Below are 15,402 nucleotides of genomic sequence, written 5' to 3' on the forward strand. Positions count from 1 at the left end.
GTGTGGAAGCGCAGTAATGCGTTAAGCTAACCAGTACTAATTGCCCGTAAGGCTTGATCCTATAACCAGTGTGTCTTACCTGGTGTAGCGGTTCGCCGCCTTGTGCCACGATGGTACAAACACAACCAATCTTTACTACTCCCAGATTCGCCGTGCTGACACGAGTCAGCTCGGCAACCCCTCATGCCTGGTGACCATAGCGAGTCGGAACCACCCCTTCCCATCCCGAACAGGACCGTGAAACGACTTTGCGCCGATGATAGTGCGGACTACCCGTGTGAAAGTAGGTCATCGCCAGGCTCTTATACCCAAAACCCCCAGCCCCAAAAGGCTGGGGGTTTTGCTTTTGCGGCGCCAGATTGATGTTGCCGCCGCGAAGTCCTCGTCATTTCCGCGTTGTATCGCTGTTGTTTTCAGGGTACCGGAGTATTCCTGCGCGGATTTCGATCTGATATGTTCCCTACAAGCGCCGGGTCTAGGCGCGATGCAGCGACGAGAAATTGGGTTTTGGGGGGTTACATGGCGGCCACGAAGTTATGGCCCGCGCTTGCCAGCATGGCAAGCGTGTTGTTGTTGGCGGGATGTGCATCGAGCGGGGGGAATCCTCCCATCGATCCGACGAAAATGGTCCCAGTGGCCGAAGTGGATTGCAAGACGTTCGCGGTGAAAGCCGGCATGAAGTCTGCTGTTCACGTCGATGCACTGGAGGCGGCGAATATCGCGACCGTACTGGCCACGCAGCGGAATGCCGATGCTGAGGCCGGCGGCGACCCCGAAGGTGAGGGCGAAAGCAGTACTGCCGCGCCTGTGGCACTACCTGAGCTTCCCCCATTCTCAGCATCCGCGTCGCTCGCGAATCTTCCTGCGGGCTGGCAGCCCTGGACCATCAACCGCAACAAGACTCCCACGCGCTATACGCTGACCGAAATGGATCAACGCCTGGTGCTGCATGCCCAGGCCGAAAGCTCCGCATCGGGACTCTACGTGCCACTGACACAGCGCGACCCTGGCATGCTTCGCTGGATGTGGAAGACCCGTGACGTCATCCGTAGCGCCGACAACGCGATGGGCCAGCGCGAAGACGCGCCGCTGCGCATCTTCGTCGCCTTCGATGGCGACATGGCCAAACTGCCACTGCGGGACCAGCTTATGTACGAGATGGCCCGCATCACCACCGGCCGCGAGATGCCGTATGCCACGCTGATGTACATCTGGGGCGGTCGGCGTCCCGCGGGCGCCGTGTTGAACAACCCCCATACCGATCGCGTCCGCATGATCGTGGTCGATTCCGGCACGCGCCATGCCAACAGCTGGCGTTGCCATGAGCGGGATCTGCGCGCCGACTACCGCAAGGCGTTTGGGACCGATCCTGGCAAGGTTATCGCCGTAGGGCTGATGACTGATACGGACAATACCAAGAGCCGCGCCGAGTCCTGGTACGGTGATATTGTCCTCGATTGACCCGGGACTAGTTCGGGTCGAGTGAACATGCGGCGGCCTGGCTTGGCGCCGTGTCCTCGAGCGCGAGCAGGGCGAACGTCGCCAGCCAATGGGTGGCAACATAGTGGCCGCCCACCGCCTGCGGAAGCGACGCTTCCAGGTGATCGGACCACGCCCGCACCGCCAGCGGCTGGAGCGTCGGGGGCAGGGCGGGGCCCAGCAGCCGCCAACACCATGCACGAGACAGGTTCAGGCCGTCCAGGTGCGACATCTTCGGGTCCGTGCGATCCGCCACCGTCACCGGCGTCAGCCAGGTCGCCAGCTCGGCCTGCCCCGGCGAGAATATCTCCCACCAGTCGCCGAACGAGCAGTCGTCGTCGGTCACCTGCTGCATCAGAACCGCTTCGATCAATCCACCCGACAGGAACTCGTCGCCGCCCGGTTCGTAGCGGGCGGGATACCGCTGGTCGTGTCCGAACCAGCGATGTGCGCGTCGGACGATCGCCTTGCGCAGCGCCAGATGCTGCGTGCTTCGCGCAAAATGCAACGCCATCACCAGTGCGAACGCGCTGTTGAAATGGGTGCCGGTCCGTACCGGGAAATCGGCGATTTCGATGGTATCGATGAGGCGCAGCGCAAGGTGATCGGCCAGCGGCGCGCAAGCCGCGGCCCATCGCGCCGCCTGTGGGTCGCCGGCGCCCAGCAGCGTCAGTTCCGACTGGAGCCTTAGCACCCACGCCCAGCCATATGGGCGCTCGAACGTCCGCGAACCTGGACGTTCGAAGTAAGCCAGTTCCGTCGCCAACGCCTCGGGCCGCAGTTGCGCGTCGAGCGTCTGCCGGATTTGCGGCGCGATCGGCAGGCCCGGGCGCGTCGCCAGCAGTCGCACCAGCAGCCAATGCATGTGCACCGACGAATGCCAGTCGTAGCTGCCATAGAAGACCGGATGCGCCACCGCCGGCTCGGCAAGATCGCCGGCGCGTGTCATCAGGTGGTCTAGCTTGTACGGATAGGGACGGACGATGTTATCCAGCGCCACCCGGGCGAAGCCTTCCGCCGTGTTGTCGTCCAACAGCGTATGCGTCATCGCCGGTCTTTCCTATGAGCGGATTCTGAAAAGTTGCTAGCCTCAGGCGGCCGCGAGCCATTTCTCCACGAGTTTCACGAAGAACGTCGAGCCCACAGGCAGCAATTCGTCGTTGAAGTCGTAGCTGGGGTTGTGCAGCATGCACGGTCCCATGCCATGGCCGGCCTCGCGGTGCTTGCCCTCGCCATTGCCGATGAACAGGTAGCAGCCGGGCTTTTCCTGGAGCATGAACGAGAAGTCCTCGGCGCCCATGGTCGGCTCGATGTTGCCGTCCACATGATCCGCGCCCACCACCTCGCTGGCCACGCCAACCGCGAACTCCGCCTCGGCGGCGCTGTTGATCGTCGGCGGGTAGTTGCGGCGGAATTCGAACTCGATGGTGCAGTCGAACGCAGACGCCACCGCGCGCGACACCTCTTCCATGCGCCGCTCGATCAGGTCGAGCACCGGCACCGTGAAAGTCCGCACCGTGCCGCCGATCCATGCCTGGTCCGGCACGATGTTGGTGGCGTCTCCGGCGTGGAACTGGGTCACCGAGATCACAGCGGTGTCGATCGGCCGCTTGTTGCGCGTGATGATGCCCTGCAGGGCCGAGACGATCTGCGTGCCCGCGAAGACCGGGTCGAAACCGTTGTGCGGCATGGCTGCGTGCGCGCCCTTGCCCTTCACGACGATGCGGAATTCATTGCTCGATGCCATCAGCGGGCCGGCCGTGGTGCCGAACGAGCCCACCGGCATGCCCGGCCAGTTGTGCATGCCAAACACGGCGTCGCACGGAAAACGCTTGAACAGGCCATCCTTGATCATCTCGCGCGCGCCGCCGCCGCCTTCCTCGGCCGGCTGGAAGATCAGGTTCACGGTGCCGTCGAAATTGCGGTGCTCGGCCAGGTAACGCGCCGCGCCCAGCAGCATCGCCGTGTGGCCGTCATGGCCGCAGGCGTGCATCTTGCCGTCGTGTTGCGAGCGATGGCCGAAGGTATTGGCTTCCTGCAGCGGCAGCGCGTCCATGTCGGCGCGCAGGCCGATCGAGCGGCCGCTGCTGCCGTTGCGGATCACGCCGACGAGCCCCGTCGTGCCAAGCCCGCGATGGACCTCGATGCCCCACGATTCCAAGCTTTTTGCGACCAGATTGGCGGTGCGCTGTTCTTCGAAGCAGAGTTCGGGATGGGCGTGGATGTCGCGGCGGAGGGTGCGGATTTCGGCTTGCGCCTGGAGGATTTCTGGGATGAGCTTCATGGTGCCGTACCGGGCAGTGGGATACCCCGATCATACCTGTCCGCCCGCAAAGCGCCAAAGACGCCCCTCGGCGCTACTTGGCGCCCCGACTTGGCGCAGTGCAGCACGGCATCTCCTGTCACCCCGCACCCCCCGCCGGGTGGGTTTCCCCGCATGGCGCAGGCGTTCCACTGCTGGAACAGTTCATGCTTGAAGTGCCTGGCCGGTCGCGCCCGGGTCCGCGATGCAGAATGGACCGCACCAAAATGCGGCGATTTCTTATTGCGCCGGCGACGACTGCTCCTTATTGTCATTTCAGACTTCCCACAGGGAGAAACGCGCGATGTCCCTTCGCACTGTCAACAAGGTCAAGATCGCCATGGGCAAGACGGTCGGCAACGCCGCCGCCGCCGTGCTGCTGGCGGGCGCCCTCGGCCTTGGCCTGGCCGCGCCCGCCCAGGCGGCCGACCTGAAGATCGCCATGAGTTCGCCGCCGACCTCGATGGATCCGCATTTCTATAACCTGTTCTCGAACATCAACGTGTCCGAACACGTGTTCGACTCGCTGGTGAAGCTCGACCCGGACAGCCGCATCATTCCGGGCCTGGCCGAGTCCTGGAAGCTCGTGAACAACCTCACGTGGGAATTCAAGATCCGCAAGGGCGTGAAGTGGCACGACGGCACCGAACTGACCACCGAGGACGTGGTCTGGTCGCTCGACCGCCCCGCCACGATCCTGAACAGCCCGGGCAAGTTCGACGTCTATACCAAGGCGATCATCAACAAGAAGGTGATCGACAAGTACACGATCCAGCTGACCACCAACCAGCCGTATCCGTTGATGCTGAACGACCTGACGTCGATCTTCATGGTGCAGAAGAAGGCCACGCAGGGCCTGACGTCCGACGACTTCGCGCAGGGCAAGGGCATGGTCGGCACCGGCCCGTTCAAGTTCGTGAGCTACGCCCGCGACGACCGGGTCGAACTGGTCAAGAACCCGGACTACTGGGGGCCGAAGCCGGCCTGGGACAAGGTCACGCTGCGCTTCATCCCGAACCCGGCCACGCGCCTCGCCGCGCTGCTGTCCGGGGACGTCCAGGCCATCGAGAACGTGCCCACCCCGGACCTGCCCAAGGTGCGCCAGGACCCGAAGCTGTCGTTCTTCAGCAAGATCTCGCACCGCGTGATCTACCTGTATTTCGATGCCAAGCGCGACAAGTCGCCGTATGTCACCACCAAGGACGGCCAGCCGATGGATAAGAATCCGCTCAAGGATGCGCGCGTGCGGAACGCCATCAGCATGGCCATCAACCGGCAGGGCATCAAGGACCGGCTGATGGAAGGGCTGTCCGAGCCGACCAACAACCTTGTGCCGCCGACGCTGTTTGGCTACAACCCGGCCCTGAAGACGGTGAAATACGATCCCGAGGGCGCCAAGAAGCTGCTCGCGGAGGCGGGCTACCCGAACGGCTTTGGCGTCACGCTGCACACGCCGAACAACCGTTACGTCAACGATGAGAAGATTGCCCAGACCATCGCCCAGAACCTGACGCGGATTGGCATTGCCACCAAGGTGGAAGGCATGCCGATGGCCACTTATTCGTCGAAGGGCATCAAGCACGAGTGGTCGTTCGGCCTGCTGGGCTGGGGCGCCCAGACCGGTGAAGTCAGCTCGCCGCTGCGTGCGCTGCTTGCCTGCGAGGACTCGAAGAAGGGCTTCGGCACGACCAACTGGGGCGAGTACTGCAATCCGAAAATGGACGTCATCCTGGAGAAGGCGTTGGCCACGGTGGATGACACCGAGCGGTCCAAGCTGCTGCAGGAGGCTACCGCCATTGCCATCAACGACGGCGGCATCATCCCGATCCACCAGCAAGTGACCACGTGGGCCACGCAGAAGGGCATCACCTACGTGCCGCGTACCGACGAGCGCACTTATGCGCACAACTTCAAGCCGCAATAAGTCGGCTGGGGTCAATCGGCTGCACTAAGCTAGCAGCGGATGCCGTCGCGCAACGGTCCCTGACCTGGGGACCGTTGCCGGCGAAAGGATAGTGTCTCCAACATGCTGGTCTTCATCATCCGGCGCCTGATGCAGAGCGTGGTTGTGCTCCTCGTCATGTCGCTGCTCGTCTTTCTTGGCGTTTTTGCGATCGGCAACCCGGTCGATATCCTCATCAGTCCGCAGGCGGACCAGGAGGACATCAAGCGCACCATCGCCGCGCTCGGGCTCGACAAGCCGCTCTGGGAACAGTACTGGATCTTTCTGCAGAACGCCTTGCACGGCAACCTCGGCACGTCGTTCGCGCATGGCACGCCGGCGCTGAAGCTGATCTTCGAACGCATGCCGGCGACCATGGAACTGGCCATTACGGCCATCCTGCTGGCCATCGTTCTCGGCATTCCGCTAGGTCTCTGGGCCGGGCTCCGGCCCACCGGCGTGGCTGGAAAGTCGATCATGACGATATCGATCCTGGGCTTCTCGCTACCCACGTTCTGGGTCGGCCTGATGCTGATCATGGTGTTCGCGGTGCAGTTGGGCTGGCTGCCGTCGAATGGCCGGGGCGAGACCGTGCGGGTGCTGGGTATTCCGCTCAGCTTCCTGACCGTGGATGGCATCCGCCACCTGATCCTGCCGGCGGTCACGCTGTCGCTGCTGAACATCGCCATGGTGATCCGGCTTACGCGCGCCGGCACGCAGGAGGCCATGCTGCAGGACTACGTGAAGTTCGCGCGGGCCAAGGGCTTGTCCAACTCCCGCATCGTCGGGGTGCACGTTCTTAAGAATATTCTGATCCCGATCGTAACCGTGATTGCGCTCCAGTTCGGCTCGATCATCGCGTTCGCCATCGTGACCGAGTCGATTTTCGCCTGGCCCGGCATGGGCAAGCTCATCATCGACTCGATCCAGCTGCTGGACCGCCCGGTGATCGTGGCCTACCTGATGGTGATTGTGACGCTGTTCATCCTGATCAACCTCGTGGTGGACATCGTCTACAGCATGCTCGATCCGCGCGTGCGCATTGCTGACAACAAGGGCTGAGCCATGAGCGCGAGCACTGTACCGACCCAAACCAAGGAAACGGCCAGCCCGGCCGTGCCGGCGAGGGAGCAGACGCCGTTCCGCCGCTTCGCCCGGCAGTTCCTGGAGAGCAAGCTGGCCGTGGTGGGGCTGGTGACGCTCGGCCTCATCATCCTGATTGCGATCTTCGCGCCATGGCTGGCGCCCCAGAACCCGTACGACCTGGCCACGCTGGACGTGCTCGACGCGCGCATGGCCCCGGGCGAGCAGGCCGGCAGCGGCATGACGTTCCTGCTGGGTTCGGACGAGCAGGGGCGCGACATCCTCTCCGCCGTAATGTACGGCCTGCGCATCAGCATCGGCGTGGGCGTGCTCAGCACGGTGATCGCGCTGCTGCTGGGCGCCACGCTCGGCTTGCTGGCCGGCTTCCTCGGCGGCCGCACCGAGGCGTTAATCATGCGCGTGGCCGATCTCCAGCTGTCGTTTCCGCCGATCCTGCTGGCGCTGATCCTGCTGGCCTTCCTGCGGCCGGGCCTCGGCAACATCGTCATCGCGCTGGTGGCGGTGCAATGGGCCTACTACGCGCGCACCACCCGCAGCGCGGCGCTGGTGGAGCGGCGCAAGGAGTACATCGAGGCCGCCACCTGCCTGGGCCTGCCGCCGGGGCGCATCATGTTCCGCCACCTGCTGCCGAACTGCCTGCCGCCGCTGATCGTGATCGCCGCGCTGCAGGTGGCGTCGGCCATCACGCTGGAGGCCACGCTGTCCTTCCTCGGGCTTGGCGTGCCGGTCACGGAGCCGTCGCTGGGCTCGCTGATCTCGAACGGCCAGCAATACATGCTGTCCGGCAAGTACTGGATCAGCTTCTTCCCGGGCATCGCGCTGGTGGTGACCATCGTGTCGATGAACCTCGTGGCTGACCAGTTGCGCGACGTGCTGAACCCGCGCCTGCAAACGCAATGACCCCCCAGGAGCGAGCATGAGCCAACCCACCCTGGTGGTCGAACACCTGAAAACGCAGTTCTTCACGCGCGCCGGCGTGGCCAAGGCCGTGGACGACGTGTCGTTCTCGGTCAACCGCGGCGAGATCATGGGCCTGGTCGGGGAGTCCGGCTCGGGCAAGTCGATGACCGGCTACTCGATCATGGGCCTGATCGATGCGCCCGGCAAAGTCGTCGACGGCCGGATCGCGCTGACCAGCCGCGACGGTGTGACGCGCGACCTCCGCGCGCTCACCCCCGCCCAGCAGCGCGACGTGCGCGGCAACCGCATCGCGATGATTTTCCAGGACCCGATGATGACGCTGAACCCGGTCCTGCGCATTGACACGCAGATGATCGAGGCCGTGCGCGCGCACGACAACGTCAGCAAGCCGGTCGCCCGCGAGCGGGCGCGCAATGCGCTGGCCCGCGTCGGCATTCCCTCGCCGGACGAGCGCCTGACCGCCTACCCGCACCAGTTCTCGGGCGGCATGCGCCAGCGCGTGGCCATTGCCATCGCGCTGCTCAACAAGCCGGACCTGATCATTGCCGACGAGCCGACCACGGCGCTGGACGTGACCATCCAGGGCCAGATCCTCTATGAGATGCAGACGCTGTGCCGCGAATCGGGCACCGCGCTGATCTGGATCACGCACGACCTGTCCGTGGTGGCCGGTCTCGCGGACAAGGTCTGCGTGATGTACGCCGGCAAGATCGTGGAATCGGGCGATGTGCGCCAGGTGCTGGAGCATCCCGAGCACCCGTACACGCACGGGCTGATCGGTTCGGCGCCGTCACGCAACCCGCGCGGCACGCCGCTGCGGCAGATTCCGGGCATGACGCCGTCGTTGCTGAACCTGCCGGCCGGATGCTCGTTCCGCGAGCGCTGCCCCTACGCGACCGACATCTGCAAGACCGAACCGCCGCTCGGCACCTCGCCAGACGGCCGGGAGCTGCGCTGCTTCCACCCGGTACTTGCCCAGCAGGAGGCCGCATGAGCCAGTCCGTGATCGATACCCCGGCGAGTGCTGCCAACGCCACGCAGGCTGAGCCCGCCACGCCCCCCGCGCCGCTGCTGGAGCTGCGCGCGGTGTCCAAGCGCTTCGTCAAGACGCTCGACGTGGCGGCCAAGATCGCCAATCTCTTCGGCGCAAAGCAGCGCGTGGAGGTGGTGCATGCGGTGGATCGCGTGGACCTGGCGATCCGCGCGGGCGAGGTGGTCGGGCTGGTGGGCGAGTCCGGCTGCGGCAAGTCCACGCTGGGCCGCATGGCGGTGGGGCTCCATTCGCTGACCGAGGGGGAGCGATTCTGGCGCGGCGTGGATCTGGACCGCCTGCCGCCGGACAAGCGCCGCGAGAAGCAGCTCGCCATCCAGATGATTTTCCAGGACCCGTATGCGTCCCTGAACCCCCGGCTGCGCGTGCTCGATATTGTCGGCGAGGCCCCCGTGGTGCACGGCATGGTCGAGAAGGGCGCCCAGAAGACCTACGTGGAAGACATGCTCGTGCGCGTGGGCATGGACCCCACCGTGCTGCGCCGCTTTCCGCATCAGTTCTCGGGCGGGCAGCGGGCGCGCATCGGCATCGCCCGGGCGCTGGCGGTCAAGCCGGAATTCCTGGTCTGCGACGAATCGGTGGCGGCGCTCGATGTCTCGATCCAGGCCCAGGTCCTGAACCTGTTCATGCGCCTGCGGGAAGAGCTGAACCTGACCTACCTGTTCATCAGCCATGACCTGGGCGTGGTCAAGCACATCAGCGACCGCGTGGTCATCATGTATCTGGGGAGGGTGGTGGAGTCGGCCCCCACCGAAGACGTGTTCGCGGCGCCGAACCACCCGTACACGCAGGCGCTGCTGGCCGAGGCGCCCAAGCTGGAGGTGGGCAAGAAGACCTATGTGGCGATCCGGGGCGAGATCCCGTCGCCGCTGAACCCGCCGTTGGGCTGCCACTTCCACCCGCGCTGCCCGCACGCGATGCCGCGTTGCCGGGAGGAACAGCCGATGCTGAAGGAGATTGCGCCGCTACGCTTCTCGGCGTGCCATCTGAACGATATGGCTTGAAATGGGAGTCTCCCCTCTCCCGCCTGCGGGAGAGGGGAGGAAAACTAGCGAATCACCACGCCGCGCGAATTGATGATCGTCATTTCGACGAATTTCGATCCCACGTGGTTGTCGGGCGAGTACTGGACGATGAAGCCGCCCAGATCCACATTGCGCATGCTTTCCACGGCGGTGATGAACTTCTCGCGCGTGACATCGCGCCCGGTGCGGCGCAGCCCTTCCACGAACGCCTTGGCGGCGATGAAGCCCTCGATACTGGCGTAGTCGAACTCGTTCTGCTTGCCGGACGCCTGCAGCAGGCGCAGGTACTCGCGCACCACCGGCAGCGTGGCGTTGCCGGGGTGCGGCATCACCTGCGAGATGATCACGCCGCTGCCCTGCGGGCCCACTTCCTTGGCCAGCGCCTGGGTGCCGACGAAGGACACGTTGTAGAACTGGCCGCTGTAGCCGCGCCGCAGCGCTTCCTTCACGAACGCGCCCACGGTGCGGTAGGCGCTGATCAGTACGATGGCGTCCGGGCTGGCCTTCATGGCGCCCTGCATCGCGTCGCCGATCTCCACCGTGTTGCGGATCACCGACTCCTGGGCGACCAGTTTCACGCCGCTGTCGGCCGGGAGCGACTTGATCGCCTGCTCCACCCCGGCGATGCCGGCCTTGCCGTAGGCGTCGTCGTTGTAGACCACGGCCACGCGCTTCAGGCCCGTGGTGCGGATCTGGCGCACGATGGCGGCGGTTTCCTCGTCGTAGCCGGCGCGCACGTGGAAGACGTAGCGGCTGCGCGGGTCGCGCAGCGACTGCGCACCCGTGAACGGGGCGAAGAACGGCACGCGCGCCTGGTTGGCCAGCGGCACGGCGGCCTGGCTGGTCGGCGTGCCCACGTAGCCGAACAGCGCGAAGACGCGGTCTTCCTCGATCAGCTTTTTGGTGTTCTTGATGGCATCGTCCGGCTCGTAGGCATCGTCCAGCGCCTTGAGTTCGATCTTGCGGCCGAACACGCCGCCTTGCTGGTTGATGTAGTCGAAATACAGCCGCGCGCCCGAGTTCATCTGCTTGCCGAGCACCGCCGTGGAGCCGGTCAGCGCGGCGGACTGGCCGAGCAGGATGGTGTCGGCCGTGACGCCGGTCTCGGCGGCCGTGGTGTTGGCCGCGCTTGCCGCGCCGGATGCAACGACGGCGCATGCCGCCAGCAGGCCGGCAAAGCGCCGGCGCGTGACCCCAGAATGCAAAACCATGTGAATCCCCGTCAAAAAATCCAAAGTGTTCTTGTGCTTCTGTACCCCGCGGCCCCCGCCCGGTCTGTTGCCTGTGAGGGGGTCCCGGCACGGTGGCCGGACGGTCGGGCGGGTTTGCCCGGCAGCGCCGGAACATCATAATCGAATACAATCGGAGCCAAACAATTTCTCCCGGTTCGGGACCTTCCGGCGAGGCGCTTGCGCCACAGTCATGCCCGCAGACATGACGGCCGCCAGGCCCGTTCCGCCGCCAGAATCCATCCGCCCCCAGGCCACCCGCCGCCCCACGTCCGACACCACCATGGCCACCCGTATCGTCCGCGCCGCCTGCCCCCACGATTGCCCCGACACCTGTGCGCTGCTCGTCACCGTCGAGGACGGCCGCGCCATCAAGGTGGCCGGTGACCCCGACCACCCGGCCACCCAGGGCGTGCTGTGCACCAAGGTGTCCCGCTATACGGAACGCACCTATCACCCTGACCGGCTGCTGACGCCGCTGCGCCGCGTCGGCAAGAAGGGGGAGGGCAAGTTCGCGCCGATTTCCTGGGACGAGGCGCTCGACGAGGTGGCCCGCCGCCTCGGCGCCATCGCCGCGCGCGACCCACAGGCCATCATCCCCTACAGCTACGCCGGCACCATGGGGCTGGTGCAGGGCGAAAGCATGGCCGCGCGCTTCTTCCACAAGCTCGGGGCCTCGCTGCTGGACCGGACGATCTGTGCCAGCGCGGGCGCCACGGCGCTGCGCTATACCTATGGCGCCAGCGTGGGCATGGACATGGAATATGTGGCCGATGCCAAGCTGGTCATCATCTGGGGCGGCAACCCGATCGCCTCGAACCTCCATTTCTGGACCCGCGCCCAGGAAGCCAAGCGCCGCGGCGCGACGCTGGTCGCCATCGACCCGTACCGCTCGCTGACGGCCGAGAAGTGCCATCGCCACATCGCGCCGATGCCCGGCACCGACGGCGCGCTGGCGCTGGCGATCATGCACGTGCTGATCCGCGACGACCTGCTCGACCACGACTACATCGAACGGCACACGATCGGCTTCGCCGCGCTGCGCGAGCGGGCGATGGAATTCCCGCCGGCCCGCGCCGCCGAGATCTGCGGCGTGCCGGTGGATGACATCGAATGGATCGCCGGCCTCTACGGCCAGCTGGCGGTGCGTGAGCGCCAGCCGGTGGCCATCCGCCTGAACTACGGCATGCAGCGCGCCCACGGCGGCGGCCAGGCCGTGCGCGCGGTGGCGAGCCTGCCGTCGCTGGTCGGCGCCTGGCGCCACCCGGCGGGCGGCTTGCAGCTGTCGACCTCGGGTTTCTTCCCGATCGACAACGCCGCGCTCCAGCGGCCGGACCTGCTGCCGAACTGGCCGCAGGTGCCGCGCACCGTGAACATGAGCACGATCGGCGATGCGCTGCTCGACGACGGTACCGGCGACCAGGGCCCGAAGATCGAAGCCGTGGTGGTTTACAACAGCAACCCGGTGGCCGTGGCGCCGGAGTCGGCCAAGGTGGCGGCCGGCTTCGCGCGCGAGGATCTGTTTACCGTGGTGCTCGAGCACTTCCGCACCGATACGGCGGACTACGCCGATATCGTGCTGCCGGCCACGACCCAGCTCGAGCATGTGGACGTCCACAAGGCCTATGGCCACACCTACTTCCTGGCCAACAACCAGGCCGTGGCGCCGATGGGCCAGGCGCTGCCGAACACCGAGATCTTCCGTCGGCTGGCCGCGCGCATGGGCTTTACCGAGCCGTGTTTTGCCGACAGCGACGAGGCCATCGCCGCGCAGGCCATCCTGCGCCAGGACAAGCGGGCCGAGGGCATCAGCTGGGATTCGCTGCGCGAGCAGGGCTGGCAGAAGCTGAACCTGCCGGCCGCGCCGTTCGCCGAGGGCGGCTTCCCCACGGCATCGGGCAAATGCGAGTTTTACTCCGAGGCGATGGCCCGCGACGGCCTCGATCCGGTGCCGGCCTATGTCCCGCCTTACGAGGCGCCGGCTTCGGCGCCCGAGCTGGCCGCCCGCTATCCGCTGGCGATGATCTCGCCGCCGGCTCGCAATTTCCTCAATAGCTCGTTCGTGAACGTGGACAGCCTGCGCGCCACGGAGGGGGAGCCCCACCTGGACATCCATCCGCTGGACGCCGCCGCGCGCGGCATCGTCCACGGCACCATGGTCCGCGCCTTCAACGACCGCGGCAGCATGCTCGCCCGTGCCCGCGTGACGGACCGCGCACGGCAGGGCCTGGTGGTGGGTTTGTCGATCTGGTGGAAGAAGCTGGCCTCCGATGGCAAGAACGCCAACGAACTGACCAGCCAGCGCCTGACCGACCTGGGCCGCGCGCCGGTGTTCTACGACTGCCTGGTCGAGGTGGCGCCCGCGCCGGCCGAGGAGGCCGTGGCGTCATGACGCGCTGGCCGGCCCGCTGGCGCGTGGCAGGCACCCTGGTGGTGCTGGCCGTCGCGGCGCTGGCGGCCGGCTGCGACACGCTCGGCTATTACTATCAGTCGGTCGGCGGCCATCTGGGCGTGATGGCCCGCGCCGAGTCGCTCGACGACGCCATCGACGCCGCCCGCAACGCCAACGACACCCGGCTGGCCCAGCGGCTCACGCTGGCACGGCAGATGCGCGACTACGCCTCGCGCGAGCTGAAGCTGCCGGACAACGGCAGTTATCGCCGCTACGCCAACCTGCATCGGCCCTATGTGGTGTGGAGCGTGTTCGCCACGCCGGAATTGTCGATGGAGCTGCGCAAGTGGTGCTTCCCGATCGTCGGCTGCATCTCGTATCGCGGTTATTACGATCCCCAGGACGCCGAGCACTACGCGAAGGATCTGCGCCGGGAGGGCTTCGAGACCTACGTGGCCGGCATCCCGGCCTATTCGACGCTCGGTTATTTCGACGATCCGCTACTCAACACCTTCGTCTACCAGCCCGAGGGCGAACTGGCCCGGCTGATCTTCCACGAACTGGCCCATCAGGTGGTCTACGTGCGCAACGACACCGCGTTCAACGAGTCGTTCGCCACCGCCGTGGAGACGGCCGGGGTGGAGCAATGGCTGGCGCAGGCCGCCTCGGCGGACGCCCGCGCCAGCTACCAGATCTACGACAGCCGCCGCCGCGACTTCCGCGCCATGCTGCTGCACACGCGCGACAAGCTCGTGGCGCTGTACCGCGCCCCGCTGGACGAGGAGGCCAAGCGCCAGGGCAAGGCACGGATCTTCTCCGAACTGCGCGAAGACTACGCGCAGAAGCGCGCCGCGTGGGGCAACTACAGCGGCTACGACCGCTGGTTCGACCAGCCGCTGACCAACGCCCACCTGGCCGCCGTGGCCACCTACCAGCAATGGGTGCCCGCCTTCACGGCGCTGCTGGCCAGGTCGGGCGGCGACTGGACCCGGTTCTACGCCGAGGCGCGCCGCCTGGGCGACCTCCCGCCGGCCGAGCGCGACGCCGCGCTGCGCCGGCTGGCGCCCCCGGCCACCGAGGTCACGCCGCCGCCGCAGCCTCCGCCGCCCAAGCCCCTGTCGGCACAATCCCCAGACAAGGGCGATACCGGGCGGTAGAACCCGCCGCCTTCCCGCCCAATCCGTCAAGCCGCGTGTTTCCCGATGGTGGAGCGCGCGCCGCATGAGAAAATTGCCCTATGCCACCCCCCTCCAGGAAAACCGGCGCCGTGCCGCGCGCCGATGAAGCCGCCACGCTGGCCGACGACGGTCCGGCGCGCTCGCACGTTGCCGAGCGCCAGGAAGCGCGCCGCCGCCAGATCCTGGATGCCGCCGCCCAGCTCTTCTACACCAAGGGCTACCCCGGCATGACCATGAACGACCTGTGCCGGGCGCTCGGGGTGACCAAGCCGGCGGTCTATTACTACTTCGCTGACAAGTACGAGATCTTCGACATCCTGTGCCGCGAGTCGGCCCAGACCTGCCTGCCGGTGATCCGCGAGACAGCCGACCCGGCACTGCCCGTGCGCGAGCGCCTGCACGGCTGCCTGCTGGAGATGGCGCGGCGCTGCGTGCGCTGCCACGTGGCGGCGGCGCTGAGTTTCCGCGACAACCAGTACCTGAAGCCGGACACCGTGGCGTGGCTCAACACCATGGCGCGCGATTTCTACCGCGACCTCTACGGCCTGCTCGAGGAAGGGCGCGCAACCGGCGTGTTCGCGTTCGGGGATGCCCGCGTGACCGCGCATTCCATGGGCGGCGTGATCGGCTTCATGTACACCTGGCACGAGCCCGGGCGCATGGACGAGGAAACCCTCGCCCAGGAGCTGGCGTCAAACATGATGAAGCTGGTGCTGCCGAGCTGAGGGCGAGCCGAAGCCAGCAGCGTCGCTGGGTGACAGGGCGCTAGGGGTATTCCC

Annotated in this window: 12 protein-coding genes and 1 rRNA gene; 10 read left to right on the forward strand and 3 right to left on the reverse strand. The window is 66.2% G+C overall.

What is annotated here, in order from left to right; all coding sequences use genetic code 11:
- Nucleotides 1–186 precede the first annotated feature (186 nt).
- Both rrf and SB751_RS04155 read left to right on the forward strand, forming a co-directional pair.
- A 5S ribosomal RNA gene (gene rrf / locus SB751_RS04150) occupies nucleotides 187–300 on the forward strand.
- A gap of 219 nt (nucleotides 301–519) precedes the next feature.
- Nucleotides 520–1,461, forward strand: a complete 942-nt coding sequence (locus tag SB751_RS04155; RefSeq protein ID WP_409558933.1) for a DUF3047 domain-containing protein — start codon at nucleotides 520–522, stop codon at nucleotides 1,459–1,461.
- Nucleotides 1,462–1,468: 7 nt separating this feature from the next.
- On the opposite strand, the gene SB751_RS04160 is transcribed toward SB751_RS04155, so the two are convergent.
- Nucleotides 1,469–2,527 carry a DUF2891 domain-containing protein gene (locus SB751_RS04160; protein ID WP_144201209.1) on the reverse strand — a complete coding sequence of 353 codons (1,059 nt, stop codon included), beginning with the start codon at nucleotides 2,525–2,527 and terminating at the stop codon, nucleotides 1,469–1,471.
- Between the two features lie 42 nt (nucleotides 2,528–2,569).
- Entirely contained in the window at nucleotides 2,570–3,763 is a 1,194-nt protein-coding gene (locus tag SB751_RS04165; protein WP_144201211.1) for a M20 aminoacylase family protein, read from the reverse strand.
- Nucleotides 3,764–4,085: 322 nt separating this feature from the next.
- Here SB751_RS04165 and SB751_RS04170 point away from each other — a divergent pair, with 322 nt between their 5' ends.
- The 5 genes from SB751_RS04170 (at nucleotide 4,086) to SB751_RS04190 (ending at nucleotide 9,803) form a co-directional block, all read left to right on the forward strand.
- Nucleotides 4,086–5,705: an ABC transporter substrate-binding protein gene (locus SB751_RS04170; RefSeq protein ID WP_377731957.1), complete on the forward strand. Its 1,620-nt coding sequence runs from the start codon at nucleotides 4,086–4,088 to the stop codon at nucleotides 5,703–5,705.
- A 102-nt stretch (nucleotides 5,706–5,807) separates the two neighbouring features.
- On the forward strand, nucleotides 5,808–6,785 hold the full coding sequence (locus SB751_RS04175) for an ABC transporter permease (protein ID WP_144201213.1): 978 nt from the start codon (nucleotides 5,808–5,810) through the stop codon (nucleotides 6,783–6,785).
- A gap of 3 nt (nucleotides 6,786–6,788) precedes the next feature.
- Nucleotides 6,789–7,727 (forward strand): ABC transporter permease, encoded by a 939-nt coding sequence (locus SB751_RS04180; protein ID WP_144201215.1) that lies wholly within the window; start codon nucleotides 6,789–6,791, stop codon nucleotides 7,725–7,727.
- A gap of 16 nt (nucleotides 7,728–7,743) precedes the next feature.
- The gene (locus SB751_RS04185) at nucleotides 7,744–8,742 is read left to right on the forward strand and encodes an ABC transporter ATP-binding protein (protein WP_144201217.1); all 999 of its coding nucleotides are present in this window, start codon (nucleotides 7,744–7,746) and stop codon (nucleotides 8,740–8,742) included.
- Complete coding sequence (locus SB751_RS04190; RefSeq protein ID WP_144201219.1) at nucleotides 8,739–9,803, forward strand: ABC transporter ATP-binding protein; 1,065 nt, start codon at nucleotides 8,739–8,741, stop codon at nucleotides 9,801–9,803. The genes SB751_RS04185 and SB751_RS04190 overlap by 4 nt, the downstream gene beginning before the upstream one ends.
- Before the next feature lie 44 nt (nucleotides 9,804–9,847).
- Here SB751_RS04190 and SB751_RS04195 read toward each other — a convergent pair whose 3' ends face one another.
- On the reverse strand, nucleotides 9,848–11,035 hold the full coding sequence (locus SB751_RS04195; RefSeq protein WP_144201221.1) for an ABC transporter substrate-binding protein: 1,188 nt from the start codon (nucleotides 11,033–11,035) through the stop codon (nucleotides 9,848–9,850).
- A gap of 301 nt (nucleotides 11,036–11,336) precedes the next feature.
- Here SB751_RS04195 and SB751_RS04200 point away from each other — a divergent pair, with 301 nt between their 5' ends.
- The 3 genes from SB751_RS04200 (at nucleotide 11,337) to SB751_RS04210 (ending at nucleotide 15,348) form a co-directional block, all read left to right on the forward strand.
- Nucleotides 11,337–13,445 carry a molybdopterin-dependent oxidoreductase gene (locus SB751_RS04200; RefSeq protein WP_144201223.1) on the forward strand — a complete coding sequence of 703 codons (2,109 nt, stop codon included), beginning with the start codon at nucleotides 11,337–11,339 and terminating at the stop codon, nucleotides 13,443–13,445.
- Complete coding sequence (locus tag SB751_RS04205) at nucleotides 13,442–14,602, forward strand: aminopeptidase (protein WP_144201225.1); 1,161 nt, start codon at nucleotides 13,442–13,444, stop codon at nucleotides 14,600–14,602. The genes SB751_RS04200 and SB751_RS04205 overlap by 4 nt, the downstream gene beginning before the upstream one ends.
- A gap of 80 nt (nucleotides 14,603–14,682) precedes the next feature.
- The gene (locus tag SB751_RS04210; protein WP_313819049.1) at nucleotides 14,683–15,348 is read left to right on the forward strand and encodes a TetR/AcrR family transcriptional regulator; all 666 of its coding nucleotides are present in this window, start codon (nucleotides 14,683–14,685) and stop codon (nucleotides 15,346–15,348) included.
- The last annotated feature ends 54 nt before the right edge of the window (nucleotides 15,349–15,402 follow it).

It is taken from the genome of Cupriavidus sp. SIMBA_020, assembly GCF_046535395.1.
GTDB lineage: Bacteria > Pseudomonadota > Gammaproteobacteria > Burkholderiales > Burkholderiaceae > Cupriavidus > Cupriavidus campinensis.

What these genes read in the sequence shown, in the direction of transcription:
- SB751_RS04155 (WP_409558933.1), top strand. Translation starts at nt 520, where the DNA reads ATGGCGGCCACGAAGTTATGGCCCGCGCTTGCCAGCATGGCAAGCGTG.
- SB751_RS04160 (WP_144201209.1), bottom strand. Translation starts at nt 2,527, where the DNA reads ATGACGCATACGCTGTTGGACGACAACACGGCGGAAGGCTTCGCCCGG.
- SB751_RS04165 (WP_144201211.1), bottom strand. Translation starts at nt 3,763, where the DNA reads ATGAAGCTCATCCCAGAAATCCTCCAGGCGCAAGCCGAAATCCGCACC.
- SB751_RS04170 (WP_377731957.1), top strand. Translation starts at nt 4,086, where the DNA reads ATGTCCCTTCGCACTGTCAACAAGGTCAAGATCGCCATGGGCAAGACG.
- SB751_RS04175 (WP_144201213.1), top strand. Translation starts at nt 5,808, where the DNA reads ATGCTGGTCTTCATCATCCGGCGCCTGATGCAGAGCGTGGTTGTGCTC.
- SB751_RS04180 (WP_144201215.1), top strand. Translation starts at nt 6,789, where the DNA reads ATGAGCGCGAGCACTGTACCGACCCAAACCAAGGAAACGGCCAGCCCG.
- SB751_RS04185 (WP_144201217.1), top strand. Translation starts at nt 7,744, where the DNA reads ATGAGCCAACCCACCCTGGTGGTCGAACACCTGAAAACGCAGTTCTTC.
- SB751_RS04190 (WP_144201219.1), top strand. Translation starts at nt 8,739, where the DNA reads ATGAGCCAGTCCGTGATCGATACCCCGGCGAGTGCTGCCAACGCCACG.
- SB751_RS04195 (WP_144201221.1), bottom strand. Translation starts at nt 11,035, where the DNA reads ATGGTTTTGCATTCTGGGGTCACGCGCCGGCGCTTTGCCGGCCTGCTG.
- SB751_RS04200 (WP_144201223.1), top strand. Translation starts at nt 11,337, where the DNA reads ATGGCCACCCGTATCGTCCGCGCCGCCTGCCCCCACGATTGCCCCGAC.
- SB751_RS04205 (WP_144201225.1), top strand. Translation starts at nt 13,442, where the DNA reads ATGACGCGCTGGCCGGCCCGCTGGCGCGTGGCAGGCACCCTGGTGGTG.
- SB751_RS04210 (WP_313819049.1), top strand. Translation starts at nt 14,683, where the DNA reads ATGCCACCCCCCTCCAGGAAAACCGGCGCCGTGCCGCGCGCCGATGAA.